Below are 25,430 nucleotides of genomic sequence, written 5' to 3' on the forward strand. Positions count from 1 at the left end.
ATTGAAACGGAAATAGCGGTGTTTTAGCCGTGAACCCTAGTAATAACCTATAAATAATAATATACTGAGTGAAAATTGGAGATCAAAACCATGGGTAATCAGAAAGGAAAACACATTGCCATTTACGGCAAAGGCGGTATCGGGAAATCGACCACTACCTCCAATATCAGCGCCTCCCTGGCCGAGGCGGGATTTAAGGTAATACAGATAGGCTGTGACCCGAAAAGCGATTCCACTAATGTCCTACGGGGGAATGAATATCTGCCCACCGTGCTGGACAGTATGCGGGATGGCGGAAAGGTCCACCTGGATGATATTTCCAGGGCCGGATTTGGAGGGGTGCTGTGCATCGAATCCGGCGGGCCGGTGCCGGGTGTTGGCTGCGCGGGTCGGGGGATCAATGCCGCAGTAACTTTGCTGCAGGAACTGCATCTTTTTGACGAATTCAAGCCTGATTATGTGCTCTACGATGTGCTGGGGGACGTGGTATGCGGAGGCTTTGCCGTACCCATCCGGGACGGGATCACCGACCGGGCCTATGTGGTCAGTTCCTCGGATTTTATGGCCATCTATGCTGCAAATAATCTTTTTAAGGCCATCAGCAAATATGCCCCTTCAGGGGGAGCAAAGCTGGGGGGCATCATCGGCAATGGCCTTTCGGCGGGATATTCCCAAAGCATCATCGACGATTTTGCCCAAAAGACCGGTACAAAAGTGACGGGCTATATTCCCCGGTCTCTGGTTGTTTCCCAGAGCGAGCTCTACGGAAAAACGGTAATTGAGGCAAGTCCTGAATCGGAACATGCAAAACTGTACCGCGCTCTGGCAAAGACTGTAGCGGAAAATGAGGATTTGATGGTACCCAACCCCTTGGCGACCACAGAGCTGCGTTCCTGGGCAAAGGACTGGGGCGACAAGGTCTTTAAACTAGAGGAAGGGATAGTTGTAGGCAGCAGGGAAGCAATTTAAGAAAAACCAATGGCATTACTTGAAAGCAGAAAAGCGCTGACTAGAGAGAAACGAAACGGCGCGATCAGTCATTATCACGGGACCCTGGCGTCCATCTTGGAAGATAGTTCGGGGAAAGAACTTCAGTCCCGGGTCCGTACCTTAACCCAGAGCTCCCCGGGTGAAATAATATACGCCCTGCAGGCGGTAAGCGGCATTCATGATGCGGTGGTGATTATCCATGGCGCTTTGGGATGCGCCGCATCGGGGGTATGGTTTAATTCGGGCGAAAATCGCTCCTGGTATACCACCAACCTGAATGAAAGCGATACTATTCTTGGGGGTGACGAAAAACTGCGGGCTGCTATTCTGCGGGCTTATAATGAAAATCATCCTGAAGCAATTTTTATCATCGGAACCCCCATCATAGCAATCAATAATGATGATGTGGATTCGGTGGTCATTGAGCTGAGCGACGAACTTGGATGTAAAATTATTTATATAGATGTAAACGGCTTTAAAACAAAAAATGCCCTTTCCGGGTATGATGTGATTTTTCATGGGTTCCTGAAACATCTGGTGGAACCAAAGCAAAATCCGGTCAAGCCCTTTCTCAATCTTTTTACTGTATCGGAAAGTCCTGATAACGTGGCCGCAATCGTAGAACTGCTTCAGGTTCTTGATATTCCCTGCAACATTGTACCCCGGTTTTCCGGCCTTAATGGGATACGCCGTGCTTCCGGGGCCCTTTGCAGTGTTTCTCTGGACGATGCGGAAAATGAATATATAATGACCGGGCTTGAAGAACAGTATGGGGTTCCTGTGGTAAAAACAAATCCGCCTATAGGCACCGCAGGGGTTTATGATTTTATTAAAAAAATTGCCGCCCACTTTGACCGGAATGCACAGGCGGAGACGCTGATAAAAGACGAGGAACAGAAGATCAGCGGCCGACGCAGTAAGAAACCATTCGCAGGTAAAAAGATTCTACTGGAGGCGGATTTGCACCGAGTCGTGAGTTTTTCCTCATTGATTGAAGAATTGGGGGGAGAAATATCCGGCATTGTAATCCCTCATTTGGATATTCAGAATGCGGGTAAATTAAAAGACCTTTCGATACTGCCCAGAACCGTACCTTTTATAGTGGCCCAGGGGCAGCAGTTTGAAATTGCCAATGTTCTGAATAGATATCCGGCGGATTTTTATATAGGGCGATCCGAAACTGCGGCTGCGGCAGCCCGGTTTGGCGCAATTCCTCTTCCCCTTGATGGGATTACCTATTATGGGTATCGGGGGATCGGCGAAGTGGTAAAGCGGGCTTTGAAGCTGGGGACGAATAATAACTATGTTTCTTTGCTGGGCCAGAAATTGGGGGCACCCTATTCTGAATCATGGCTCAAGCGAAGCGGAAACTGGTATGTCAAATTTGAGGTAAAGTAGCCATGCATGAAGTACTGAAGAATTCCCGTCATGGGTGCGATCTGCACGGCGCCCTGCAAACCCTGGAAGAACTTTCCGGCGTAGCGGCGGTGGTACATGCCAACGCCGGCTGTGTGTATCAGCATTATTTGGCGGACCGGGCTGGCCATCTGGCTGGCGGGAGTGTTTATGGGCCGGAGATACCCTCTACTGAGGTTATTGAAAAGCAAATCGTTTTCGGCGGGGCATCCCGTCTGCGGGAAGAACTCAAAAATGCGGCTAAGGTAATTGACGGATCATTGTATATCATCCTGGGAAGCTGTGAAGCTGCCATGGTGGGGGATGATCTGGCGGCCATGACCAAGGAAGCTACCGATATTGCTCTGCCGGTTATTTTTTATTTTTCCGCAGGATTTAAGGGAGGCAGCCACTGGGGTTATGCTAATATTATGCGCGTCATTATACAGCAGCTGCCCTCGGTGAGAAAATTTAGCTCGGAAAAAATACCTGGTTTGGTTAATGTCTTAGGTATACTGCCTAAGGCGGATATCTTTTATAAAGGGGATATCCGGGAGATAAAACGACTCCTGGAAACTGCGGGATTGACGGCCAACACTTTTTTTGGGCCCCGGGACGGCGTAGCAGAACTGGAACGGAGCGCCCTGGCGGAGCATAGCCTGGTGTTTTCCCATTGGGGGCTTGCCGCTGCAGAACAGTTGAAAGAACAATACGGCATTCCCTATACGTTTTTTGAAAGTCTGCCCTTGGGAATCGAAGGAACAGCGGCATTTTATAAACAGCTTTCATCGGTGATTAAAATTGACGAGACGAGAACCACTGCTTTTCTGGGACAGGAAGAAGAACAATACCGCTATTACCTAAAATCCCTGACCGATGTCTATTTTGGAGAAACCCTGCAGAAAAACACAGCCCTGGTGGGGGACATCAGTACCGTAAAACGAATAAGCCCCTTTTTGGAACATTCCCTGGGCACGGTGATTCATACAGCAGTACTAACCGATGTATATACCCACGGTAAGGAAGAAGCCCGGCCTCCGGTTCCTGAGGGATTGGCCGGAGAAGTTTTTAAGACCGATGACAGCGCGGAAATTGATCAGATCCTGAGTGATGCGGATGTGGAGATGGTCCTGGGAAGTGCTCTGGAAGAGGATGCTGCGAAGCGCCTCAAAATTCCCCACCTTACCATTTCGACCCCTAATGGAAACCAGGTTCTGCTCCACAAGACCTACGCGGGGATCACGGGCGCGTATTTTCTTCTGGAAGACTATGCAAGCGCAGTCTTGCGGAACAATGCAGAACAGCGGGAGGAAAAACGGCGTTTTTTAAAAAGCCTGGACGTTTTCCAAGAGCCTTTATCTTAATAGCCGTTTTCGCCCCTGTTTAAGAAATACTAACTTCTGCTTCTTTCTCGTTATGATAGTCTTTCAGGCTGCACACCGCCTGTTCGTAATCGATCAGTGTAGTGATGCTGGGATGCTCACCACAGACCTGGCAATCATGATTTGGGGCAAGCTTGATCTTGCGAAACTCCATGGTCATAGCGTTGTAGGTTAAAAGGTAGCCGTTAAGAAGGCCCTCCATGCCCATGAGATACTTCAACGCTTCTGTGGCCTGGAGGGTTCCGATGACCCCGCCCATGACGCCGATGACCCCCGCTTCACGGCAGGTGGGTACCGCATCAGCCGGGGGCGGCTCTTTGAACACACAGCGGTAGCAGGGGCCTTTGCCGGGGATGTAGGTCATAAGCTGGCCCTGGAAGCGTATGATCCCCGCATGGGAGAAGGGTTTGCCCTGCATGACGCAGGCGTCGTTGATCAGGAACTTTATCGGGAAGTTGTCGGTCCCGTCGATGATAAAATCGTAGTCCCGGTCTTTGATAATGTCGACAATATTGGTGGAGTTGATCCATTCCCGGTAGGTCACCACTTCTACGTCGGGGTTCATGGCGTTCATGGTTTCCTTCGCAGAGATGACCTTGTGTTTCCCCACATCCGGGGTTGAATGGATGATCTGCCGCTGAAGGTTGGAAAGATCCACCGAGTCGGCATCGGCGATGCCAATGGTTCCCACCCCGGCTGCGGCCAGGTACATTGCGGCGGGCGCCCCCAGGCCGCCGGCACCGATGATCAGGACCTTGCCTCCCATGATCTTTTTTTGTCCCTTGACGCCGACTTCCTTTAAAATGATGTGGCGGGAATACCGCTCCAGTTGTTCATCTGAAAAAGCCATGATTGCTCCTTTAAGAGGACAGCCCGCCCTTGACTACGGTGAGAAGCCAGGTTCCGTCCTCAGTTTTAGTAACATTGGTTACCTTATGTCCTTCGTCCTTGAGGCTTCGGGGTACGTTTTGAATGGGTTCTCCGTCGTTGAGCCGGACTTCCAGTACCTGGCCGTCCTCCAGCTCTTCCAGTGCTACCTTGGTTTTAACAAAGGTCACTGGGCATACCACGGTAGTGATGTCTACCCGGGCGTCAATTTGCAGGGCATCGCTCATTGTACTGCCTCCTCAACTTCTTTTTTTAAGCCCCCAGATCCCACCCGGATAAGGGTTCGGCCCAGACGTTCCCCGCCTTTGCCGTTGTTCTGGTAGAATTTGACCGTGGCGTCCACGGCTTTAAAGACCTTTTCCTTGTCAAAAAGCAGGGGCAGGAGGTGGAGGCCCTCTTTTATTTCATTGCCGAACATTCCTCCGAATGAGAGGAAGTAGCCGTTTTTTCCCTGCCATGCGCTGGAGGGGCAGCTCTTAACGCATTTACCGCAGTAGACACAGGCGGACTCAGTAAAGCTGAGCTCCGATTTATCCTTATCAACCTTTACCGCATTTACCGGGCATACCGCTTCGCAGACCCCGCAGTAGGTACAATCCTGCTTGTTCCATTCAGGGGAGATGCCCCCCTTGATACCCAGATCGTTTTCCTCCGCCTTGAGGCAGTTGTTCTTACAGCCCGTGATGCCTATTTTGAACTTGTGGGGCAGCTCCCGGCCAAAATACCGGGTGTCCAATTCTTCCGCCAGGGCGCTGGTTTCAATGGCGCCGGAAGGGCAGATTGTCGAGCCCTGGCAGGCGGTGACGGTCCGCACCCGGGGCCCGCAGACGCCGATGCTGACCCCTGCAGAGGAAAGTTCCTTCTTCACCTCCTCAATATCCTTGAGGGAGATGAAGGGAATCTCCACCCCCTGGCGGCTGGTCAGGTGAATATAGCCTTTGCCGTATTTTTTTGCGACCTCGCTGATCTTTTGCAGATGCTCCGCTTTGAGCTGGCCACCTATTACTTTTAGACGCATGGAAAACTGATCCGTCTGGATTTGCCGCATGAAACCACCCTTCTTTAGGGTGGCGTAATCAACTTCCGCCATTGTTGCCTCCTACTTTTCTATAAAGCATATGGGTTTTCTATGTTATCGATTCTGTGAGTTTTTAACAAGACCCATTGACCGCCGTCGGCGCCAAACATAGCTAGTATTTCCGGGTACCTTGTTTCCCGAGTTTTTTTCCATCCGCAGACCGGTAGGGGTTGCGGCGGTTACGCAGGTAGCTCTGATAGGCAGCGCTGCTTTCATAGTACCCGTCCAATCCTTTGAAGGATGATGACTCGTCACAACGGTAGAGTTCCAGCAGGGTGGGAAACAGGGGGGATTCCAGGATTTCCTGGGTACGGATCAAGGGAAGCCGTGGAAGAGCCGCAGGGAGCATATGGTTCTTTACCAGATAATAAATATCTTCAATAAGGGAAGATTTGAATTCCATGCGTTCCAGAAATTTTCGTGCTGCTTGGGCGCCTAGTTCGGCATGGCCGTTGAAACGGCGGCTTCCGGAAGATGCCGACAGGGGTTTACCCACATCGTGGAGCAGGAGCCCCAGGGAAAGCCGAAAATCGTAGGCGGCCCGGTTATGTGTTGTGGTTTTCCGGTATCGTAAGGTTTCCAGGGTGTGTTTCCAAACGTTGCCCTCGGGGTGGAATTCCTTAGAGTGATCCACATCGTCCAGTAGATCTAGTTCCGGCCAGAATTCGCGGATGAACCCGGCGGCTTTTAGGAGTTCCAGCCCTCTGCCGGGGTTGGGGGATACCAGGATGCCCATCAGGAGGAGCCGCTGGGCTTCGGATTTTGGGGGGAGTCCCGGAGAAAGGGTATCCAGGGACCGCAGGATTTCTTTAAGCGGCTGGGTGTTGCGCCCGATGATGGAATCGCCGGGTTCATCGTAGCGGGCCAGGATAAGGGCTGCATCCATGAGCGCCTGGAAATGGTCCGCCCTGGGGTTGAGGCCGGATTGCCAGGATAGGTACTCACTGGTCGGTAGGGCGAATTCTTTCTGATTACCGGGATCGAGGCGTAGGGGATCTTTTTTGCTGCCAGGAATTTTCCGGGGGTCTCCGGTAAAACGAAGCGCCCGGATCAGGGGGTACATATCAAGGGGGTCCCGGAAACGTTTGGTGTTCCAGTTCTGGTAGAAAGACAACAGGGTATAGGAAGGGGAACTTGGATTTGAATTATGGAAAAAGTCCTCGGGATCAATACAGCGAAAATAGTAACTATGCTCACCAGCATCTACTGCCCCATCGGCAATATCCGTGCCTGGAAAGCGGAGACCCTCCAGGAGCCGGGCCAGGGCGGGAATGTCGGCATTGGTATCTACCCGGGTAAAGGGCAGGGGGGTAAACCCCATGTAGCAATCCAGGGCGCTGAACCCGCAGAGGCTCACCGAATGACCGGCGGAAACAAGGGGCCCGAAGATCGCTGAATGGTCCATGAGTCAGTTTAGCACATTAGCTACCGTTGTAAAACCGGCTGTTATTTCCCGAATGAGTATAAGATTATACCAGCCCGATTATTTTTTTCTTTTAGGCTTTTCTGGCAGGGCCTGGGGTCCTAAGGCTTCCAGAAGCCCATCAAGCCGGTACCCGGATTTTGCCTCCGCTGTGGCGATTGCCTCGGTGATTGCTCCAATCTTTGCAACCCGGTTAAGCCAGTCATCGCCGGTTAAAGCCGACGCTGGAAGCTTCGCGGTGTCCTTCACTTTAGATGCGGTCTTTTTCGGCGGACGAGGGACCCCTTCCAGGGCGGCGGCGCTATCCAGTGCTATGAACAGGGGTGCGTAGAAAAGCGCTTCCTCAAAGGCTTCCTTGTTGAACCATACTACGTCCTCGAAAAGGTTCACCCCCAGAAGTTTGCGGAAGTCTTCGGCGTGATAATTTTTCAGGATTAGTGTTTCTGCGGGAGACAGGGACTGGGCGGCGGCCTTTGGGGTCGGTGTCTCAATGACCGGGCTGGTTCGGGCAAGTACAGCCTTCATGATTTCCGTAACCCGTCCAGCTTCATCCCCAGCTATGCCGAGGCCGGTAAAACATTCCCGCAGTTTCCGGTCCAGGCTCCAGTGTTCGGCCAGCGCTCTGGCCTCCGCCCCGGAAGCGCCGGCACCGAGTATATCCCGCAACAAGGTGAGTGCCCCATAGGCGGTAGCGTAAATAGCGATACTCGGCTTGGCAATAATTTTGGCGCCCTGTTCCTGCAGAAAGCGGTCCGCAGGTTTAGCGCCTTTTTTCCCTGCGGCGTGTCCATAGTCTATCAGCGCTATCAGGCGCTCAAAATAGGCGGTGAGTCCCTTCCGGATTTGTTCATGCGGGACCCGGGGGTATGACCACTGGACGGTGAAGGGATCGTACTGGCCTTCGGCACCGTCCAGGAATTTCTCTGCGGCGGCGATAAAGTTCAAGGCAGGGGTCTTCAGGGCCGCGAAAAGTTCCTCTGCGGACCCAGCGCCGTTTCCGGCTGGAGCAGACGCTGATTGAGCCACTGTAGCTTGGGTCAGTTTTTCTGCGGACCGGGCATCGTCTCTGATCGGTACAGATATTGATTTATCTGTCGTAGCCTGGGTCGTCTTTTTTGCAGACTTAGCCCCAGAGGCTTTACCCGACGCCGCGCTTTGCGCAGGACCTTTGGTAATAATACTGAGCAGGTTATCGATAATGTCCTGCTTAAAGAGTTCCGTAAATCGGTAGTAAAGCTCTCCCAGGTAAGTATCCTGAATCGCGGCTTGAACATCCTTGACGCCCCGGCCGTTAAGTTCCGCGTGCAGCCGGGCAAAGCGGCCCCTGCTATCGTCCTCTACCTCTTGAATATCGATAAAGACCTGGGCCTCGTAACCCCGCAGAGAAACGAAGAGGCCCCGTTCGGCAATTTCCTTGGAGGAACGGATATACCAGAGATCCTGCCGCTGTTCCTTGAGCAGGGCGAAGAATTTGTCCGTCCCGTGGAACCCCAGAGCCTGGGAGAGGCTGTCCTGACGGGAACTGCCGTCTTTCTGGGGGATAGCCACTGCGCCCCGGTGGATCCAGCCTGAGGCTTCGGAGTAGGCGTTGTTGTAGAGTACCAGGCTCCGGTCATCCCCGGCGCGGTTCGAGTAGGCAAAAACGTTTTCGTTTACCGATTTCTGGGGGGTGAAGAGATCGTAGAGACAAAAATCGACGCTGCCGGAATAGATGTGCCGCTTTTTCATCAGGGGGAAAATTTCGTGTTCGTGGCGGTCTACCAGATGGCGGTCCGGCTGTTCGTCCCGGTAGGCCCGGCGGTATTCCATGCCGTACTTTTCCTCGTAGCCCTCAACTTGGCCGTGGCCGAACATGGGGAGCCCCGGCATGGTTACTAAAAGTGTGGCAATGCCGAAGTACTTGTCCCCCTTGCCGAACTGGGCAACCGCCGTGTCCTCGTCAGGGTTGTTCATAAAGTTGACGAAGCGTTTGAGTATTTCCGGGTCAAATTCCAGGGTGTTCTTGATGGTGGCCCGGTATTTGGCGTTTTCTTCGTTTTTGAGCATGTTCATGAAGGCTGAATTGTACACCCGGTGCATACCCAAGGTACGTACAAAGTAGCTCTCCATCATCCAGAACGCCTCTGCCAGAAGCAGGGTGTGGGGCGCCTCTGCGGCGCAGCGGTCCACTACTTCCCGCCAGAATTCGTTGGGAATGCGGCGGTTGAATTCCGCAGAATCGATGGCGTGTTCAGAACGGCTGGCAATGTCCCCGCCGTGGCCCGGCTCGGGGTACCAAAGCCGCTGTATGTGCCGCTTGGCCAGGGTCATGGCCGCGTCGAAACGCACGATGGAGAATTGCTGGCAGACTCCGATGATGGTACGGATCACCGCTTCCCGCGCTTCGGGGTTCAGAAAGTCTATCTGTGCGGTATCGTTCCAGGGCATGGAGGTGCCGTCATTGCCGTGGTAGATGTAGCGCACATCCCCGGTATGGTGATCGATACGCTTAAAAACTACCGCAGCATCACTGCGGTTGTAGTAATGGTCTTCAATCTGAACAGTAATCCCGTCCCGGTTAGAAAGATTGCCGCCGTTAAAGGTATAGGTCGGGAAGGGGGGATAGCTCAGTTGCAGGAAACGGTCCGGGTGTTCCATGACCCACCGGGAGTCGATGCCCGTGTGGTTGGGGACCATGTCCGAACCAAGCCGTATGCCCCGCTTGAAACAGCGTTCCCGGAGATTGGTCAGAGCCCCCCAGCCCCCCAGTTCCCCGGCTATGTCGTAGTCGTGGAGACTGTAGGCGCTGGCTGCAGCTTCGGGGTTGCCGGTCCACTGCTTGATGGTTTTGGAGGCATTGCTCCGTTCCCAGAGGCCGATGAGCCAAAGCCCGGTAAAACCACGGCGGGCCAGTTCGTCCAGTTCTTCATCGGGGATTTGGTCCAGCCGTTCTATGGGGTGGGCGTATTTTTTTGAAAGCTGGAAGAGCCAGACCAGGGTGCTTTTTGCCATAAGTACCGTCCGGGGCATCCATTCCTGGTCCGGGCTGAAGCGCTCGTACTCATCCAGGCCATCGTAGGTATAGACCTGGGTTGGGCCGGGGCCGAAAAATGAGGGCTTTTCTTCTTCTTTAATAACATCCAGGCCCAGAAGAAGCCGGGCTATAAATTTGCTTAACAGGAGCCCCCAGCGGCTTCGCATATAATCAAGCTGGCCGCTCAGGGTATCAGAGGCCAGGGCCGGCGCCCGGAGCAGGTCCCAGAGGTTCATGCCGTCCGGGCCAAAGGGGGGCAGTTCCGCCAAATAGGTCCGCAGTTCTGAAATCGCTTCATTATAAACAGTTGCGGTTTCCAGGTCCTTATCATCAAAGAGGAAGACAAAGGGTTTAAAGGCGGGGTTGAGGTTTGCCAGGGCCAGGAGCATTAGTTCTTCCAGAGCCAGGGATTTGCAGCTTTCTCCCTCGTCGGAACTCTCAAGGTATTCGGTTACCGTCTGTTCCTGAGTATAGACTTTCTGGGGCGGGAATTGGGCGCCGAAGGATTCCAGAAGCTGGGCGGTTTTGTCCTCTCCCAGGGAATTGTTCAGCCGTTCCAGGGCGGTTTCAAAGATATCCCGCTGGATCTCCTGACGGTAGAGGGCCACCATGTAATGCAGTATTTCGTCGATAAGCCCCATGGCATTAAGCTGGCTTGCTTTGATAATGCTTTCAGGGTGGGCAGCGCCATCAACTTTGGCGTTGAATTGGTTGGTAAGTTTCCGGACCTGCTGAAAATCTGCAAGGACAACATTCCCCCGCAGGGAGAAGAGCGCTGTTTCCAGCCCATGCTCAAGCCGGACATCCTGGCGTATATGAAATTCCATGGTGGCTCGGCGTTTGTCCGCCCAGCCTTCAGTCGCAGATTGCAACGCCGACTTCAATCGGAGAGTTCCCTGCGCTGCCGGAAATTGTATGGCAAATTTTTTCACTGTTTATTTCCCCTATCTGCTCTTTTTTTTCGGCGTAACTGCGGCCAACTCCTGTATTGATTTGATAAGAGCCTCGTCTTTCCGTATCTCCTTAATGGCCGCCGGAAGACGGTAGGTCCAGTTAAATTCGTTGACAAAGCCGGGCACGTTGATCCGTTCAGACGCGGGATCCTCGGCGTACCATTTGGTGGAAAGGTGGAGCAGGTCCTGGATCTGGAAGACCCGGAACCGGGAGGCCGCCGCCGCCGCATGGCTCAGGATGGTTTTGGCTGTTCCGGGATTATAGACCTTGGGCAGGGAGGGAACCCCCAGGAATGCGCTGAATTGCCCCTGGTCCGCTTCCTTGTCCCACCATTCCCGCAGGGTGGAGCTGTCGTGGACCGAGGGGGTGCATACGCTCAGCTCAGGATAATCCTCAAAGGCGTAATAGGGCTGACCCGGCTTGTCCCATTCCCGGTGCCAGCGGATAACCCGGAGCCCCAGTATCTTCAGCTTTGCCAAGACCTTGGGAACGCAGTCCGGGACCGCCCCCAGATCCTCCGCGCAGGGCAGCATCTTGGAACTTTCAACCAGAATGGAGAGAAGCTTTTTCCCCTGGGTTTCCCAGGTCTTTTCAGATTCCTCCAGCCGCTTTGCCAGCAGCGCATCCAGGGCGTTTCGTTCATCCCCGGAAAAAGACTGGTAAGCCCGGGATTCCCGGTAAAGCCAGACCGGGAAGAACTTGCCCTTTTCGTATTCCAGGAAAAGCCGGTTCCGCCAGGCTTTGCGGAGATAGGCGGTCGGCGCCGGGTGGAGACCCAGGGCAGTTATGTCCTGTTCCCCTTTGATGGATTTCTTGAAAAGCCAGAGCTCCTCATTGCCGATACGGTCCAAAACCTGGGAAAAGATTTTTTCCGCTTCCTTGGCAGCGGCGCCTGTGTCCTGTATTTCGTTCAGAGCGCCCCAGACTTCACTGGTGGGCACATGGGGCTGGGAAATCCAGCGTATCCGGCCTTCGTCAAAGTGAAGCTCATCCAGGTCCTTTTTCGTGATCGGCGAATAGGGCACATAGCGGCCCAGAATTGCATTATCGTAATTGTTTTCCCGCAGGGAGGACCAGATGCGGAAAAAGCCCAGTACATGGTCAATGCGGTAGGCGTTGTAGTACTTTTCCGCGATACTCAGGCGCTGCCGCCACCAGGCGTAATCGTCCTTGGCTTGGGCCTGCCAGTTGTAGGTAGGGAAGCCCCAGTTCTGGCCTTCGGAATTGTACATATCCGGGGGGGCCCCGGCGGAAAGTTCCGGGTAAAAATACTCAGGGTGGGCCCAGACATCGCAGGAATCCTCGTTCATCAGAATGGGCAGGTCCCCTTCCAGGAGTATCCCCATCTTGTTCAGGGCCTTGGCGGCCTTGCTGAACTGGGTGTCCAGGGCTTCCTGGAGCCAGGCCCAGAACAGGTGTTCTTTTTGCTGCTTCTGGTCCTTCCAGAGCACCTGGATATCCTCAGGGTTAACGGTCCGGTGGGTTTTCCATTCCTTCCAGCTCTTTTCCCCGTTAATTTCCTTGAGCCGGCGGTACACCGCATATTCCTTTACCCAGGGATTTTTATCAATCCAGGTGGCCAGGGAGCCCCCGGACTTAGCCTTGGCAGTAATATCTTTTTCGTTAGCTGCAAATATTTCTCTGAGCAGATCAATTTTTGCCCGGAGAATCTTGTAGTAAGGGAACCGGGTTTCCCCGTCGAACTGTTTTTTCAGGGCGATAAGTTTGTCCGTAAAGCCGGCGGCTTCTCCCAGATCCCCGATTCTCAGGTAGAGGGGATTCAGGGCAAAGGCGGTCAATGAGCCGTAGGGGGAGCTTTCGTACCCCGTATCGTTTACCGGCAGGATCTGGATCAGCTCCACCCCCATGGTTATGCAAAGCTCGGCGAATTCCACCAGATCCGGGAATTCCCCCACCCCAATACTCTGTTCTCCCCGGAGGGCCCCCACCGGGACAGCCACGCCAATCAGGCGTTCGGTGGAAATTCCGGCGGCATTCTGTTCTTTCTGCGTTTTAGCCATATTTGTCCTCCAGAGAATAACGTACTTTCGTTTCAATTTTAAATATAAATATAGTATTACCCATAAATACGTAAAATGAAAGGGTCTAAGCGGGGTATCGCCGAGATTTAAAGGGACTACTGGTTAAACCATCGGAATTGGGGTAGCCTGTTACCAGAGCCGTATTATGAACAAAATACTTAAAGAAAAAATTCGGGAAGCCTATACATCGGTGCTTCCAATTTCCGTGATAGTTCTTGTGGCAAGCGTGGTATTGGTACCCATGCCTACGGGTACTATCCTGATGTTCATCGTCGGCGCCGCCCTGCTTATTGTGGGGATGGGGTTTTTCACCCTGGGGGCGGATATGGCCATGATGCCCATGGGGGAAGGCATCGGGATACAGCTCACCAAAACCACAAAGTTGGTGTTGACCCTGGTTATCAGTTTTTTTATGGGGGTCATTATCACCATTGCCGAGCCGGACCTCCAGGTTTTGGCTGCCCAGGTGCCTTCGGTTCCTCCGGTTACGCTGATTTTAACCATCGCCCTTGGGGTAGGTCTGTTCCTGTCTCTGGCAATACTCCGTATCCTCTTTAAGATACGGCTTTCCATATTGCTTCTGATTTTTTACGGTGTGGTGTTTGGGGTTACGCTTTTTACCCCGGTTAATTTCATCCCCGTGGCCTTCGATTCCGGGGGCGTTACCACCGGCCCTATTACGGTGCCCTTTATCCTGGCCATGGGAGTCGGCGTCGCTTCCATCCGGTCCGACAAGGACTCCCAGGATGACAGTTTCGGCCTGGTCGCCCTGTGCAGTATCGGCCCTATATTGGCGGTCCTTATTTTGGGGATGTTTTTTAAACCCACCGGGGCGGAGGTGGGGGCTTTTGCCATTCCTTCGGTTGAAACTACCCGGGATGTGATTGAACATTTTGCCATTGAATTCCCCGAGTATACCAAGGATGTGTTTCTGGCCCTGGCGGCAATTGTGGTGTTCTTTATCATCTTCCAGGTCGTTTCCAGACGTTACCAAAAACATCAGCTGGGCCGTATTTTCATAGGTTTCCTGTATACCTTTATTGGCCTGGTAGTTTTTTTAACCGGGGTCAATGTGGGCTTTATCCCTGTAGGGCATTTCCTGGGAGAACAACTAGGAGCTTCCCCTTATAAGTGGATACTGGTTCCTCTAGGCATTTTGATCGGTTACTTTATCGTGGCTGCGGAGCCGGCGGTTCATGTGTTGAATAAACAGGTCGAGGAAATTTCCCGAGGCACCATTCCCCAGAAGGCCATGAAGCGGGGGCTTTCCATCGGCATGGCCGCTGCCCTGGCGATCACCATGGTTCGTATTCTGCTGGGTATACCCATCATGTGGATACTGATCCCCGGCTATGCCTTTGCGCTGATCCTGACCTTTTTTGTTCCCAGAATATTTACCGGCATTGCCTTTGACTCAGGGGGCGTTTGCTCCGGGCCCATGACCTCCACCTTCCTGCTGCCCCTGGCCATGGGGGTCTGCCAGGGTGTTGGGGGCAACCTGATGACCGACGCTTTCGGTATTGTAGCCATGGTTGCCATGACCCCCCTTATTGTTATACAGATCATGGGGCTGCTCTATGGTCATAAGATCAAGACTGCGACGAAACTCGCCGAGGAACAGGTTATGGATACCACCGGCGCCGGAGAAATTGTTGAATACCGAGTGGAGGATTCCTCTGATGACAAACAGTGATGGAATAAAAATACCCCTGTTAAAATGCGTGATCTTTATTGTTGACTGGACGAAAGCCCAGGTGGTTACGGATATTTTTGAACAGGAAAAGGTCCGGTTTCACTTTATCAGTAAAGGCCGGGGTACCGCCCGTTCGGATATTCTGGATATTCTGGGCATAGGGAGTACCGAAAAAGCGGTGATCATCTGTCTGGAGCAGGACATAGGGGTGCCGGTGCTTTTAAAGGAGGTTGCCAAGAAACTGGGCCTCCATAACCCCGGCGCGGGGATTGCCTTTACCCTCCCCCTTTCGGGGATCAACCAGCCCATATTACAGGTGTTTAAGACCAGCATAGAGAAAAATTTTAATATTTCAATTGAGAAGGAAGTAGAAAAAGTGAGCACCGAAACCAAATTTGATTTGATAGTATCAGTGGTGAACCAGGGATACAGCGATGAATTTATGACCGTTGCCCGTGAGGCGGGGGCTACCGGGGGAACCGTGATCAATGCCCGGGGTATCGCTCACCAGGGGCCGGTAAAATTTTTCGGTATTTCTGTCCAGGACGAAAAAGAAATCATCACTATCCTGGCAACCCGGGAGAAGAAGGCGCTTATCATGCAGGCTGTAAGCCAGGCCTTCGGTATAAACACCAAGGCGGGGGGGATCATCTTTTCCCTGCCCGTGGACGGAGTGGCCGGGTTGGATTTGAAGTAATATGAGGGAAGAAGCAGAAATCCGCACCATCGCTCTGGGGATCCAGCGTGAAGAAATAACCGAATATCATGTGTATACCCAACTGGCAAAGATTTGTAAGGACCCTCATAACGCCGGGACGCTTCGTAAGGTTGGGGAAGCGGAAAAAAAACACGCCGCCTTTTGGCAGTCCAAGACCGGCGTCCGGATAAAGCCGGACAGGTTTAGGGTTTTTACCACCGTCCTCACCGCCCGGGTTCTGGGGCTTTCCTTTACCCTGAAACAGATGGAAAAAAACGAAGGCACTGCCTCTAAACGCTACCTGGCCCTGACGGAACAGTTTCCGGAGCTGCTGTCCATAAGCCTTGAAGAGGCGGAGCATGAAAAGGAACTGCTGTCCATGCTGAATGAAGAGCGGCTCCAATACGCCGGTTCCATCGTGCTGGGCCTGAACGATGCCCTGGTGGAACTGACCGGCGCCCTGGCGGGGTTCACCCTGGCCCTGGGGGAAACCCGTACCATAAGCATGGCCGGCTTGGTAACGGGAATATCCGCCGCCTTTTCCATGGGCGCCTCGGAATACCTTTCCTGCAAGGCCGATAATGACCCCCGGGCAGTGAAATCCGCCCTCTATACCGGGACCGCCTACATCATCACGGTGATGCTCCTGATTCTCCCCTTCCTGCTTATCCCGAATAAATATGCCGCCCTGGGAATAACCCTGGCCGCCGCAGTGTTTATCATTTTTCTTTTTAATTACTACTTGGCCATCGCCAAGGATCTGGACTTTAAACGGCGCTTCGGGGAGATGACCCTTATCAGCCTTGCGGTGGCGGCCCTATCTTTCGCCGTGGGTTGGGCGCTGAAGAATGTCCTTGGAGTAGACGGGTAGTTTCATGGCGCTGATGCGCCTCTTGCAACGCAGCTCCCCACAATTATACGCCGATTGGAACTCCGGTGCTAAACTTTTTTCCTCCCCTTAACCCTGCCGACAACATTAGACAGCGTATACAGCACCAGCGCCAGTGCCGACGGCAACCCCAGGACCACCGTGGCGGGTAATGCGCCAAAGCTCTGCACCCCCAGTCCTATCCGCTCCGCCAGGGCGAACACTAACGCTGCTATAAGGGTCCCCCAAACCCGGCGGAACCCCAGGAATACTGCGGCCAGGCAAATCCAGCCCCTGCCGGCAACCCCGCCGGGGGCATAGACCCCCACACGAAAGCTAAGGGCGGCGCCGGCCAGTGCAGCAAGAAAGGCGGCGGCGGCCCAGGCCCCTTCCCGATACCGTTCCGGCCGTATGCCCCGTTCCGAGGCGGCCTCCGCCGACAGGCCCGCAGCCCGCAGCCGCAGCCCAAGGCGGGTTTTGCCCACCACAAACGCTGCCAGTATCGTTAAGCCCCAGGCAAGATACACCGAAGGCTGATTGCCCGAAAGTATATTTCCTATGAAGGGGATGTTTTCAACCAGAGGAATGTGCAGTGGTTTCGGGAGGGAGATGGCCGGGTTCCGCAAAACCCCCTTGGTACCAAACCAGAGTATCGAAAGGGTTTCGGTGATCCCCCCGGCGGCGAGGTTCATGGCCAGGGCGGCGATAAAGGGGTTTGCCCCGGTAAGGTGGACGAACCGGGCCAAAGCCCAGCCGATCAGGGCGGCCAGGAGGGCGGTGAAGAAGATGCCCCAGAAGGCGGAATGCATCCACCCGGTAAATATCCAGGAAAAGAAGGAACCCAGGGACATGAAGCCTTCAATAAAGATTCCCAGGGAACCGGAAATTTCCGTAAAGAGGGCCCCCAGGCTGCCCAGCATCAGGGGGGCGGCGGATTGGAGGAGGCTCCGGATTGCTTCTGAAGAAAAGAGGGCGCTCATGCTTCATTCCTCCCCGAAGTGTCCGGGGCTTTCCGCGGTAATTTGCGGGGCTTCAGGATAATCGGCGCAGTAAACCGGATGGTCGCCAGGATGAGTACCACCGCCTGGATGAAGGAGGTGGTTTCAAAACTGAGGCCCCGGGACAGCAACGCTGCGTCGGACCCAGCCTTGAGCCAGCCGAAGATCAGGGCTGCGGGGATCAATGCCAGGGGACGGTTCCGGGCGATAAGGGACACTGCTACGGCGTTCCAGCCGAGGCCCCCGGGGAAGCCCAGGTGGCAGAGTCCGTAGGTACCGGCCACGGCGAAAAAACCTGTCAAGCCATTCAGGGCTCCCGAAACGGTCATGGCCGGTACTATGCATCGTTCGGGGTTGATGCCGCCGTAGCGGGCGAAATCCGGGGCGGACCCGGATATCTTGTACCGGTAGCCCCAGACGGTGTGGTATAGGAAGATGCGCCCCAGGCAAACAAGGGCCAGGGCGAAAATAAAGGAGAGCGAAAGATTTGATGGGGGCATGATTCGGGGAAGTAGGACGGTGAAGCGCCTTGTAGCCATGAGGCTTCCCTCGGGATTCCGAAAAGGCCCAGAAATAATATAGTCCGCCACCGGGGACAGGGCCGAGGAGATGAGAAAGGAGGTGATCAGCTCGTTTGCCCCGAAGCGGCGTTTGAGTATCCCCGAAAGGCCGCCCATGGCGCTCCCGATCAGGATCGCCGCCAGGGCTGCCAGGGCGAGTATGCCAAAGGCTGCCAGGGTCGGCGGGGTGTTTTGGGGGGACGCCTTCAGGAGCACCACCGATGCAGCCAAGCCGCCCAGGTAGATTTGCCCCTCCCCTCCTAAATTGAAGCAGCCCCCCCGAAACGCCAGTGCTATGCCTAGGGATGCAGTCAGCAGTAATGCTATGCTGTCCAGGGTATTTCCCAAAAACCAGGAGGATTTCCAGGGGCCGGTAAAAAATGCCCGGAGCGTAAAACCGGGATCGGAAGAGGTGAACAAAATGATGAGCGTTGCCAGGAATACTGCGCAGACTACCGAAATGATGGCCCCCATCAGGGCGCCGGGTATGGTAAGGTTTTTCCGGTTTGTTTCAGACATTGTTCGCTTCTCCAATCATGGCCCGGCCTATGCGCTCCTTAAGCCCCCGTACCGTATCAGGGTCCCCGGGAACTCCCGCTAAGGAAATGCGGTCGGAAAATTCACCATTCCGTAATACCAGGATTTCATCTGAGACAGAGAGAAGTTCATCCACGTCGGTGGAAAAAACCAGGACCCCGGTCCCTTTTTCGGCCTGGGCCTCGATTTCCCGGATAAGCCTGGCCCTACCTGCATAGTCCAGCCCCCAGCCCGGGTCCGCCAGCACCAGGAAAGCCGCGTCCTCGGCAAATTCCCGCATCAGGATTATCCGCTGCTGCATACCGCCGGAAAGGGAATCTGCTTTTTGCATGGGGTTTGCCGTGATCCCCGCATTGCTCAGGATAGTTTTTACCCAAGACTTTAAAAGCCCCGTATCCATGATCCCCAAAGCACCAAGCAAACCCATCCGGGACCGACGGTGCACATGGATAATCAGGTTATCCCTGATCCGCAAGCCCGGCGCCAGGGCGGTCCCGGATCGGTCTGCCCCAATGTAGGCGCCCCGGGCATCTCGAAACGCCCGGGGCCCCTTCCCGGTAATGTCCCGCCCGCCCAGGCTCACCGTCCCCCCGGCGGGTGGCAAAAACCCCGTAAGCCCTAATTCCAGGGTTTCCAGGCCGCTGTCCCGGACCCCGGCGATTCCCAGCACCTTCCCGGGCGGCAGGTCCAGGTCCACCTTGCGTATAAAGGGCTTGCCCGGAACCTCCACCGAAAAGCCCCGGACCGAAAAAAGGGTGCCAGGCACCGTTTTGGCAAAAGGGTACTTGGCACCCTTTTGACCGGTGCCAATTGCAGCGCCGAACATGAGGGCGCCGGCTTTTTCGCTGTCCAGGGATGAAGCGGGCATGGTTGCGATGGTTTTCCCTTTCCGCAGAATACTTACCCGGTCGGCGAGCCCCAGGGTCTCTTCCAGTTTGTGGGAGATGATGACAATGCCCTTTCCATCGGCACTGAGCTGCCTGAACAGGCTGAAGAGACCTTCAGTTTCTCCGGGGCTTAAAACCGCAGTTACTTCGTCAAAGATGAGGTACCGTTCCCCCCGGAGCAGCAGGGCGAGGATCGCAGCTTTTTGGCCCTGACTTACGGTTAGTGTTTCTGTTGGTTTATCTAGGGGCAAATCAAAGCCCCAGCGATCCGAAAGGGCCTGGACCTGGGCGCGGGCTTTGACCCGGTTTACCAGGCCCGCTGAAAGGGGTTCTGCGCCGAGTATGCAGTCCTCCCAGACCGTAAAGCCCGGTACCAGGTGGGGGTGCTGGCGGACCATGCCTATGCCCGCTTTGAGGGCGGCTCCCGGGGCGGGGAAATGATGTTCCGTTCCGTCGACCAGTATCCGCCCCGAAACGGGTTTGAGGTACCCTGCCATGACATGCATGAGGGTAGATTTCCCCGCGCCGTTTTCTCCCAGGAGGGCATGGATTTCCCCGGGCCGGAGATCGAATTCCGCATGGTCCAGGGCAATAACCCCGTTGGAGGAAAAGTGTTTCTGTATACCCCGCAGCTCAACCACCGATCATTGCTCCCACATCCCAACCGGGACGAATCATTCCAAGACTAAATCCCGTGAACGGATGCGTTTAATAAGAGCCGCCTGTTTTTCCCGCAAATCCGCAGATACCGCCGCGATATAATCGGGATCATCTTCTATAAAGTCCACGTAGCCATCGGCAACCCCCACCATTTCTGCGCTGCCAAAGGGGAGGCTCCCTTCCAAAAAACGCCTGGTCTGTTCGTAAGCGGCCCGTTCCTGGTGGAGAATAGCGCTCCCCACCACGACACCCGGCCGCAGGGCATACCCGTTGATGTCGAACCAGACCACCTTGGCCCCCGCTTCGGAAGCCGCCTGGAGCACCCCCTCGTTGGCCCCGCCGGCGATGCCGAGAATAACCTTAACCCCGCCGAGGATCATGTCCTGGGCGATTTCCGCGCCCCGCTCGGCGTCAAACCAGTTCCCCACCAGCCGAAAGTCTACGGTATAGCCGGGGTTCACCGCCCGGCCCCCTTCCCCGAAACCGGGCAGGATGACCTTGTTCATGGCCGGATACTCCTGGGCAGCCACCAGGCCGATCTTCCGCACCTGGGGCCCGGCGGCTTCGGTGATCAGGGCGGCGATATAACCTGCCATATAGGCCTGTTCCCGCTGATTATAACGCAGGGTATAGATCATGGGGTTTCCGGAAAGTTCGCCATCCAGGAGCAGAAAGCGCTGCTGGGGAAACTTAGCGGATACCGCCTCTGCGATAGTCGGCAGGGAGGGGTTTGAAGACACGATAAGATCGTAATCCCCCGAGGCGGCCATGGAAGTTACCCGGCTTTCCCACTCAGCCTGATTGTACCCGCCTTCGATTACTGTGGCTTCAGTCCCGGCTTTGTCCGCCGCCGCCCGTTGCACCCCCTGGGCCAGCATCTCGTAAATGGGACTGCCGGACATTACCCCGGGAATGAAAATACCTATGGACACTGTTTTTGTGTCCCCGCCGCTTTTTGCTCCGTCTTTTGTTCCTCCGCAGCCCCCAAGCAATAAACCTGCAAGGGTAAGGGAGAGGATCAGCCGCACATGATTCATAAAGGCCTCCGATGGATTGTTCAATCGGGGCAAAAAAATGCCCCGGATGAAATCCAGGGCTTGCATTCATGGGAAATTCGGGCGTTGAACGTATATATTTTGTATATACAAATTCGGGCTCGAGATTTTCTTCCATCCGGACTATACCGTCGGCACCGGAATCTCACCGGTTCGATCTGGGGTTTTTTACCCCCGATTCGCGGGCTATACCGCCGGTTGGGAATCATGAAGTCGCCTTCAATCACCCGACCCTGAAAATCTTAATTCATATATAGAATAATCAGTATGGTTTAGAAGGTCAATAGGTGCCAGGGCACTCCGGGAACTCTCCGACTGAAGTCGGCGTTGCAAGTGGCGCTTGCCCTAAGCTTTCAGCAGTATTTCAAAGAGCTCAATCAGTTCCGGAACATCCCAGTTAATCGCCCCTACCAGCCTGGTAATGATCCCCCCGTTCCGGTCTATGATATAGGTTGTCGGAAAGGCCTCAATCGCGTAGTTCGCGGCAATATCTCCATTTGTATCCAGGGCTGCGGGGAAACTGAGCTTATACTCGTCCATAAAGGCCTTCACATCCTTTTGGCTTTCCCGGACATTTACCGCGAGAATCTCAAGCCCATCTTCCTTAAAACGCTGATACAGGGCTTCCATAGAGGGCATTTCCATCCGGCAGGGACCGCACCAGGTGGCCCAAAAATTCAGGAAGATCAGCTTCCCGGTCAGATCCCTTAGATTTATGGTTGTTCCATCCGCAAGGGTTACAGAGAAATCCAGCATGGGTATGGGCTGTTGTAGCACAGGGATCCCCAATTCCTCAAAGGCCAGTTGAATTTCCGGGGTTATTTCTGGCAGGGTTTCCCAGTTTACATCCTGGGCTTCCGTATTTCCGGATTCAGGCTCAGCGGACTTCTCTGTCCGGTTGCATTGGGGAAATAAGAAGAAAGCTGCGAGGATAATAAAAAGGCCAAAAGACTTTTTCATATTATTAACTCCCTATCTGTTCATAATAACCGATTTATATGGTCTGCCGGTAGAGAAGCCACTGTGCAAGAAGGCCCGCGCTGTCCAGGATTCCTGCGGCCTGAACAATGCCCAGGATAAAAAAAATTCCGGAAAAGATAATCGGGGGCAATGAACGCAGGGGCCGTTTTCTGAGCAGACGAAAGACCGGGGGCAGTGCGGCAATAATGAAAAAAAGTATTGTCGGTATAAGCCGGACCAGGCTGCTCCCGCTTTTCGTCCAGGTGGAGAAGGCGTATTCGCTTTTCATGAGAAAGATATTCAGCCGCTGATATTGTCCCAATAGGATGAAGATACCGATGCCGATGAGGAAGATTCCGCTGATTCGTCTTATCAGGGGCAGGTACGGGCGGAGTTTTGCAGTCCCTCTGAAAAAGCGGTTAAAAAAGACCGCCCCTGCCAGAAAGGGCAGCCCCAGCCCGGCGGAATAGGCCGTCAGGTACAGGGCAGCCTGTCCCGCTTTGCCGCTTTGCCCTGCTAAAAGGAGTATGCTCCCCAGGATAGGCCCTACGCAGGGGCTCCACCCGGCTCCAAAAGCGATCCCTGCCAGGAAGCCCCCAACCAGGCCTTTGGGGCGCCTGGTGAGCTGAACCCGTTTTTCATAGTTCAGGATTCGGAGAAAATCAAAGAGAACGTTCAGCCCCAGGATGATGACGATGAGCCCCGCAGCTATATTGATATACCGGGCTGCCCCGCCTAAAAGGAAAAAGGTCCCCGAAAGAAGTATGCTCAGAACCACAAAGACGGCGCTGAACCCCAGGATAAAGCTTATCGTTACCGCAACCAAGTGGGGGTTGAATGCTGGGTTGCCGCGGTTTGCCGAAGTCCCGCCTACGCCACCAAGAAAGGCCAGGTAGGAGGGGATCAGGGGTAATACACAGGGTGACAGGAACGAAAGCAAGCCTGCCCCAAGGGCTAAGAAGACAGATATATCTTGGGCCATAAGCTCCTCATAAACAAAGTTCAAATCGGCAAAAGATCCGGTTGACAGATTTAAATATAGGGTATAAATTGGTTTATGTAAAGCATACTAATCCTATGGTATTTATATAATATAAATTCAATGGGAATAGGGCTTATAAATTCACTTAATAAGGAGAATAATGGAATAAAGTTATATCTGAGATGATGGGGGTGCCCTCAGGGCTGGGTTATCTGGTAATCTACTCGGGTCCGGGGAATAATGATGAGCGATAACAATGAACTGAAAGAAAGAATTGTCTCTTATGCGGATCAGCTGGGCTTAAGCCTTTTGGGGTTTGCGCCGGTAGAGCGGTGGCAGGAGACGGGGAATCAGCACCGGGAATATTTCCCCCAAAGTATTTGGCCCTGGAGCAAAACAGTTATTGTGGCGGGGGTGCCGATCTTTCTGCCCATGGTGGAAACCACTCCGTCTAATCTGTACTCCGAGCTGTACAACACTACCAACCGTTTGCTGGACGATGCGGCCTATAGGATGGCGAGCCTGCTTTTCTCCCTGGGCCATAGGGCCCACTTCTTTCCCCGGGACGGGTATGGGGAGATTTCTGCCCTGGTAAAAAAACCGGAAGCGGCTTTCTCCCAGGTTATGGCGGCCAAGTATGCCGGGCTGGGGACCATAGGGGCCAACCACTGTCTCCTTACGCCGGAGTACGGGCCCCGGGTACGCTGGGTCTCGGTGATCACCGATGTGGAATTTGCCGGGAGCCCTTTACAGGAGAAGGAGCTTTGCATCAGCTGCGGACGTTGCCAAAAGGGCTGCCCCATCGGCGCCTTTACACCCCGGCCGGATTCTATCATCAACGATATGGAAAAGTATAAGTGCGCCCAGTACCACCAGTTTTTGCGCCAGGAATTGCGTTATCCCTGTGGAGTCTGCACCGTGGTGTGCCCCGTGGGGAATGATAAGAAACTCTACGGGGATAAGGCCATCTCCGAAGAGGGATTTTACCATGTTCAGAATTTTGGTTCCAAAGAAAGGAACGCTACCGAATTTTATAAAGCCAGAAGGAGATACATTATGGCTAACAAGAATTACAAGTTCGAAACCCTCCAGGTCCATGCAGGACAGGAGAAGCCGGATTCCGCCACCGATGCGCGTGCGGTACCTATCTATCAGACATCCTCGTATGTTTTCCCTTCATCAAAGTCGGCGGCAGATCGTTTTGCCCTTACTGAATCGGGGAACATCTACACACGGATCATGAACCCCACATGGGATGCCTTTGAGCAGCGGATCGCCGCCCTGGAAAAGGGTGTCGCCGCTCTGGCCACTGCGTCCGGGGCTGCCGCCACCACCTACGCCATCCAGAATATCACCAAGGCGGGGGATCACATCGTTTCTGATTTCCAGATCTACGGCGGTACCTTCAACCTTTTTGCCAACACCTTTAAGGATCTCGGCGTGGAGACCACCTTTGTGGACGGCAGCAAGCCTGAAAACTTTGAGAAGGCCATTAAGCCCAACACCAAAGCTATTTTCTTTGAAACTCTGGGTAACCCCAACTCATCGGTGGTTGATATTGAAGCGGTGGCGAAGATCGCCCACGGCCACGGTATCCCGGTAATTGTGGACAACACCTTTGCCACGCCCTATCTTTTAACCCCCATTGAGCACGGCGCCGACATCGTGGTCCATTCGGCTACTAAGTTTATCGGCGGGCACGGAACCTCCATCGGCGGTGTCATCGTGGACGGTGGTAAATTCGACTGGGCGCAGAATGATAAGTTCCCCGGCCTCAGCAAGCCCAACCCCAGCTACCACGGCGTGGTCTTTACCGATGCGGTGGGCCCCGTGGCCTTTATCATCAAAGCCCGGGTCACCCTGCTTCGGGACACCGGCGCTGCCCTCTCCCCCTTCAACGCCTTCCTCTTCCTCCAGGGCCTGGAAACACTATCCCTGCGGGTGGAGCGTCACGTGTCCAACACCATCAAGGTATTGGACTTCCTCAAGACCCATCCCCAGGTGGAAAAGGTGAACCACCCGCTTCTGGCGGATCACCGGGACCACAATCTCTTTGTGCGCTACTTCCCCCGGGGCGGCGGCTCCATCTTCACCATTGAAATCAAGGGCGGCGCGGAAAAAGCCAAGCGCTTTACCGAAGAACTGCACCTCTTTTCCCTTCTGGCCAACGTGGCGGACGTGAAATCCCTGGTGATCCACCCGGCATCCACCACCCACTCCCAGGTTGAAGAAAAAGACTTGCTGGTCCAGGGCATCAAACCCAACACCGTGCGGCTGTCCATCGGAACAGAGCATATTGATGATATCATCGATGATCTGAAGCAGGGCTTTGAAGCAATAAAGTAAAAAAGGCGCCTGCGGACCTTTG

Annotated in this window: 19 protein-coding genes and 1 riboswitch; of the genes, 7 read left to right on the plus strand and 12 right to left on the minus strand. The window is 54.2% G+C overall.

What is annotated here, in order from left to right:
- Positions 1-90: 90 nt before the first annotated feature.
- Genes TREPR_RS00145 through TREPR_RS00155 form a run of 3 tightly spaced genes read left to right on the plus strand, consistent with a single transcriptional unit; the run spans position 91 to position 3,749 of the window.
- Positions 91-969 carry a nucleotide-binding protein gene (locus tag TREPR_RS00145; protein ID WP_015706234.1) on the plus strand — a complete coding sequence of 293 codons (879 nt, stop codon included), beginning with the start codon at positions 91-93 and terminating at the stop codon, positions 967-969.
- Positions 970-978: 9 nt separating this feature from the next.
- On the plus strand, positions 979-2,388 hold the full coding sequence (locus TREPR_RS00150) for a nitrogenase component 1 (protein WP_041610942.1): 1,410 nt from the start codon (positions 979-981) through the stop codon (positions 2,386-2,388).
- Positions 2,389-2,390: 2 nt separating this feature from the next.
- Positions 2,391-3,749, plus strand: coding sequence for a nitrogenase component 1 (locus TREPR_RS00155; RefSeq protein WP_015706236.1), 1,359 nt, complete (start codon positions 2,391-2,393; stop codon positions 3,747-3,749).
- Positions 3,750-3,768: 19 nt separating this feature from the next.
- On the opposite strand, the gene TREPR_RS00160 is transcribed toward TREPR_RS00155, so the two are convergent.
- The 6 genes from TREPR_RS00160 to TREPR_RS00185 form a co-directional block, all read right to left on the minus strand.
- Complete coding sequence (locus TREPR_RS00160; protein WP_015706237.1) at positions 3,769-4,617, minus strand: HesA/MoeB/ThiF family protein; 849 nt, start codon at positions 4,615-4,617, stop codon at positions 3,769-3,771.
- A 10-nt stretch (positions 4,618-4,627) separates the two neighbouring features.
- Positions 4,628-4,882: a sulfurtransferase TusA family protein gene (locus TREPR_RS00165; protein ID WP_015706238.1), complete on the minus strand. Its 255-nt coding sequence runs from the start codon at positions 4,880-4,882 to the stop codon at positions 4,628-4,630.
- Positions 4,879-5,745, minus strand: a complete 867-nt coding sequence (locus tag TREPR_RS00170; RefSeq protein WP_015706239.1) for a 4Fe-4S binding protein — start codon at positions 5,743-5,745, stop codon at positions 4,879-4,881. Before TREPR_RS00170 ends, TREPR_RS00165 begins: the two co-directional genes overlap by 4 nt.
- Positions 5,746-5,845: 100 nt before the next feature.
- Entirely contained in the window at positions 5,846-7,138 is a 1,293-nt protein-coding gene (locus TREPR_RS00175) for an HDIG domain-containing metalloprotein (protein ID WP_015706240.1), read from the minus strand.
- 78 nt (positions 7,139-7,216) lie between these two features.
- Positions 7,217-11,101: an alpha-amylase family protein gene (locus TREPR_RS00180; RefSeq protein ID WP_015706241.1), complete on the minus strand. Its 3,885-nt coding sequence runs from the start codon at positions 11,099-11,101 to the stop codon at positions 7,217-7,219.
- 12 nt (positions 11,102-11,113) lie between these two features.
- Positions 11,114-13,144: a 4-alpha-glucanotransferase gene (locus TREPR_RS00185; RefSeq protein ID WP_015706242.1), complete on the minus strand. Its 2,031-nt coding sequence runs from the start codon at positions 13,142-13,144 to the stop codon at positions 11,114-11,116.
- A 166-nt stretch (positions 13,145-13,310) separates the two neighbouring features.
- Between TREPR_RS00185 and TREPR_RS00190 the strand changes: the two genes are divergently transcribed.
- From TREPR_RS00190 to TREPR_RS00200, 3 genes are read left to right on the plus strand one after another with little or no spacing between them, the layout of a single operon-like run.
- Positions 13,311-14,858, plus strand: coding sequence for a DUF1538 domain-containing protein (locus TREPR_RS00190; protein WP_015706243.1), 1,548 nt, complete (start codon positions 13,311-13,313; stop codon positions 14,856-14,858).
- On the plus strand, positions 14,845-15,555 hold the full coding sequence (locus tag TREPR_RS00195) for a P-II family nitrogen regulator (protein ID WP_015706244.1): 711 nt from the start codon (positions 14,845-14,847) through the stop codon (positions 15,553-15,555). Before TREPR_RS00190 ends, TREPR_RS00195 begins: the two co-directional genes overlap by 14 nt.
- 1 nt (position 15,556) lies before the next feature.
- Positions 15,557-16,426: a VIT1/CCC1 transporter family protein gene (locus tag TREPR_RS00200; RefSeq protein WP_015706245.1), complete on the plus strand. Its 870-nt coding sequence runs from the start codon at positions 15,557-15,559 to the stop codon at positions 16,424-16,426.
- A gap of 68 nt (positions 16,427-16,494) precedes the next feature.
- Here the strand turns inward: TREPR_RS00200 and TREPR_RS00205 are convergent, their stop codons facing one another.
- The 6 genes from TREPR_RS00205 to TREPR_RS00230 all read right to left on the minus strand — a co-directional run bounded on the left by TREPR_RS00205 (position 16,495) and on the right by TREPR_RS00230 (position 23,062).
- Positions 16,495-17,403, minus strand: coding sequence for an ABC transporter permease (locus TREPR_RS00205; protein ID WP_015706246.1), 909 nt, complete (start codon positions 17,401-17,403; stop codon positions 16,495-16,497).
- Positions 17,400-18,500, minus strand: coding sequence for an ABC transporter permease (locus tag TREPR_RS00210; RefSeq protein WP_015706247.1), 1,101 nt, complete (start codon positions 18,498-18,500; stop codon positions 17,400-17,402). Before TREPR_RS00210 ends, TREPR_RS00205 begins: the two co-directional genes overlap by 4 nt.
- Positions 18,493-20,046 carry an ABC transporter ATP-binding protein gene (locus TREPR_RS00215; protein WP_015706248.1) on the minus strand — a complete coding sequence of 518 codons (1,554 nt, stop codon included), beginning with the start codon at positions 20,044-20,046 and terminating at the stop codon, positions 18,493-18,495. The genes TREPR_RS00210 and TREPR_RS00215 overlap by 8 nt, the downstream gene beginning before the upstream one ends.
- Positions 20,047-20,079: 33 nt before the next feature.
- Positions 20,080-21,102 (minus strand): BMP family ABC transporter substrate-binding protein, encoded by a 1,023-nt coding sequence (locus TREPR_RS00220; RefSeq protein ID WP_041610943.1) that lies wholly within the window; start codon positions 21,100-21,102, stop codon positions 20,080-20,082.
- Between the two features lie 120 nt (positions 21,103-21,222).
- Positions 21,223-21,365: riboswitch (FMN riboswitch) on the minus strand.
- 100 nt (positions 21,366-21,465) lie between these two features.
- The gene (locus TREPR_RS00225; RefSeq protein ID WP_015706251.1) at positions 21,466-22,080 is read right to left on the minus strand and encodes a TlpA disulfide reductase family protein; all 615 of its coding nucleotides are present in this window, start codon (positions 22,078-22,080) and stop codon (positions 21,466-21,468) included.
- A gap of 34 nt (positions 22,081-22,114) precedes the next feature.
- Positions 22,115-23,062, minus strand: coding sequence for a cytochrome c biogenesis CcdA family protein (locus tag TREPR_RS00230; protein ID WP_041610944.1), 948 nt, complete (start codon positions 23,060-23,062; stop codon positions 22,115-22,117).
- Between the two features lie 1,056 nt (positions 23,063-24,118).
- Between TREPR_RS00230 and TREPR_RS00235 the strand changes: the two genes are divergently transcribed.
- A complete protein-coding gene (locus TREPR_RS00235) occupies positions 24,119-25,408 on the plus strand; it encodes an O-acetylhomoserine aminocarboxypropyltransferase/cysteine synthase family protein (protein WP_041611305.1) in 1,290 nt (429 codons plus the stop codon).
- Positions 25,409-25,430 lie beyond the last annotated feature (22 nt).

The organism is Treponema primitia ZAS-2 (genome assembly GCF_000214375.1).
Classification (GTDB): domain Bacteria; phylum Spirochaetota; class Spirochaetia; order Treponematales; family Breznakiellaceae; genus Termitinema; species Termitinema primitia.

Coding starts and splice junctions, on each gene's coding strand:
- TREPR_RS00145 (WP_015706234.1), top strand. CDS start 91: ATGGGTAATCAGAAAGGAAAACACATTGCCATTTACGGCAAAGGCGGT.
- TREPR_RS00150 (WP_041610942.1), top strand. CDS start 979: ATGGCATTACTTGAAAGCAGAAAAGCGCTGACTAGAGAGAAACGAAAC.
- TREPR_RS00155 (WP_015706236.1), top strand. CDS start 2,391: ATGCATGAAGTACTGAAGAATTCCCGTCATGGGTGCGATCTGCACGGC.
- TREPR_RS00160 (WP_015706237.1), bottom strand. CDS start 4,617: ATGGCTTTTTCAGATGAACAACTGGAGCGGTATTCCCGCCACATCATT.
- TREPR_RS00165 (WP_015706238.1), bottom strand. CDS start 4,882: ATGAGCGATGCCCTGCAAATTGACGCCCGGGTAGACATCACTACCGTG.
- TREPR_RS00170 (WP_015706239.1), bottom strand. CDS start 5,745: ATGGCGGAAGTTGATTACGCCACCCTAAAGAAGGGTGGTTTCATGCGG.
- TREPR_RS00175 (WP_015706240.1), bottom strand. CDS start 7,138: ATGGACCATTCAGCGATCTTCGGGCCCCTTGTTTCCGCCGGTCATTCG.
- TREPR_RS00185 (WP_015706242.1), bottom strand. CDS start 13,144: ATGGCTAAAACGCAGAAAGAACAGAATGCCGCCGGAATTTCCACCGAA.
- TREPR_RS00190 (WP_015706243.1), top strand. CDS start 13,311: ATGAACAAAATACTTAAAGAAAAAATTCGGGAAGCCTATACATCGGTG.
- TREPR_RS00195 (WP_015706244.1), top strand. CDS start 14,845: ATGACAAACAGTGATGGAATAAAAATACCCCTGTTAAAATGCGTGATC.
- TREPR_RS00200 (WP_015706245.1), top strand. CDS start 15,557: ATGAGGGAAGAAGCAGAAATCCGCACCATCGCTCTGGGGATCCAGCGT.
- TREPR_RS00205 (WP_015706246.1), bottom strand. CDS start 17,403: ATGAGCGCCCTCTTTTCTTCAGAAGCAATCCGGAGCCTCCTCCAATCC.
- TREPR_RS00210 (WP_015706247.1), bottom strand. CDS start 18,500: ATGTCTGAAACAAACCGGAAAAACCTTACCATACCCGGCGCCCTGATG.
- TREPR_RS00220 (WP_041610943.1), bottom strand. CDS start 21,102: ATGAATCATGTGCGGCTGATCCTCTCCCTTACCCTTGCAGGTTTATTG.
- TREPR_RS00225 (WP_015706251.1), bottom strand. CDS start 22,080: ATGAAAAAGTCTTTTGGCCTTTTTATTATCCTCGCAGCTTTCTTCTTA.
- TREPR_RS00230 (WP_041610944.1), bottom strand. CDS start 23,062: ATGGCCCAAGATATATCTGTCTTCTTAGCCCTTGGGGCAGGCTTGCTT.
- TREPR_RS00235 (WP_041611305.1), top strand. CDS start 24,119: ATGGCTAACAAGAATTACAAGTTCGAAACCCTCCAGGTCCATGCAGGA.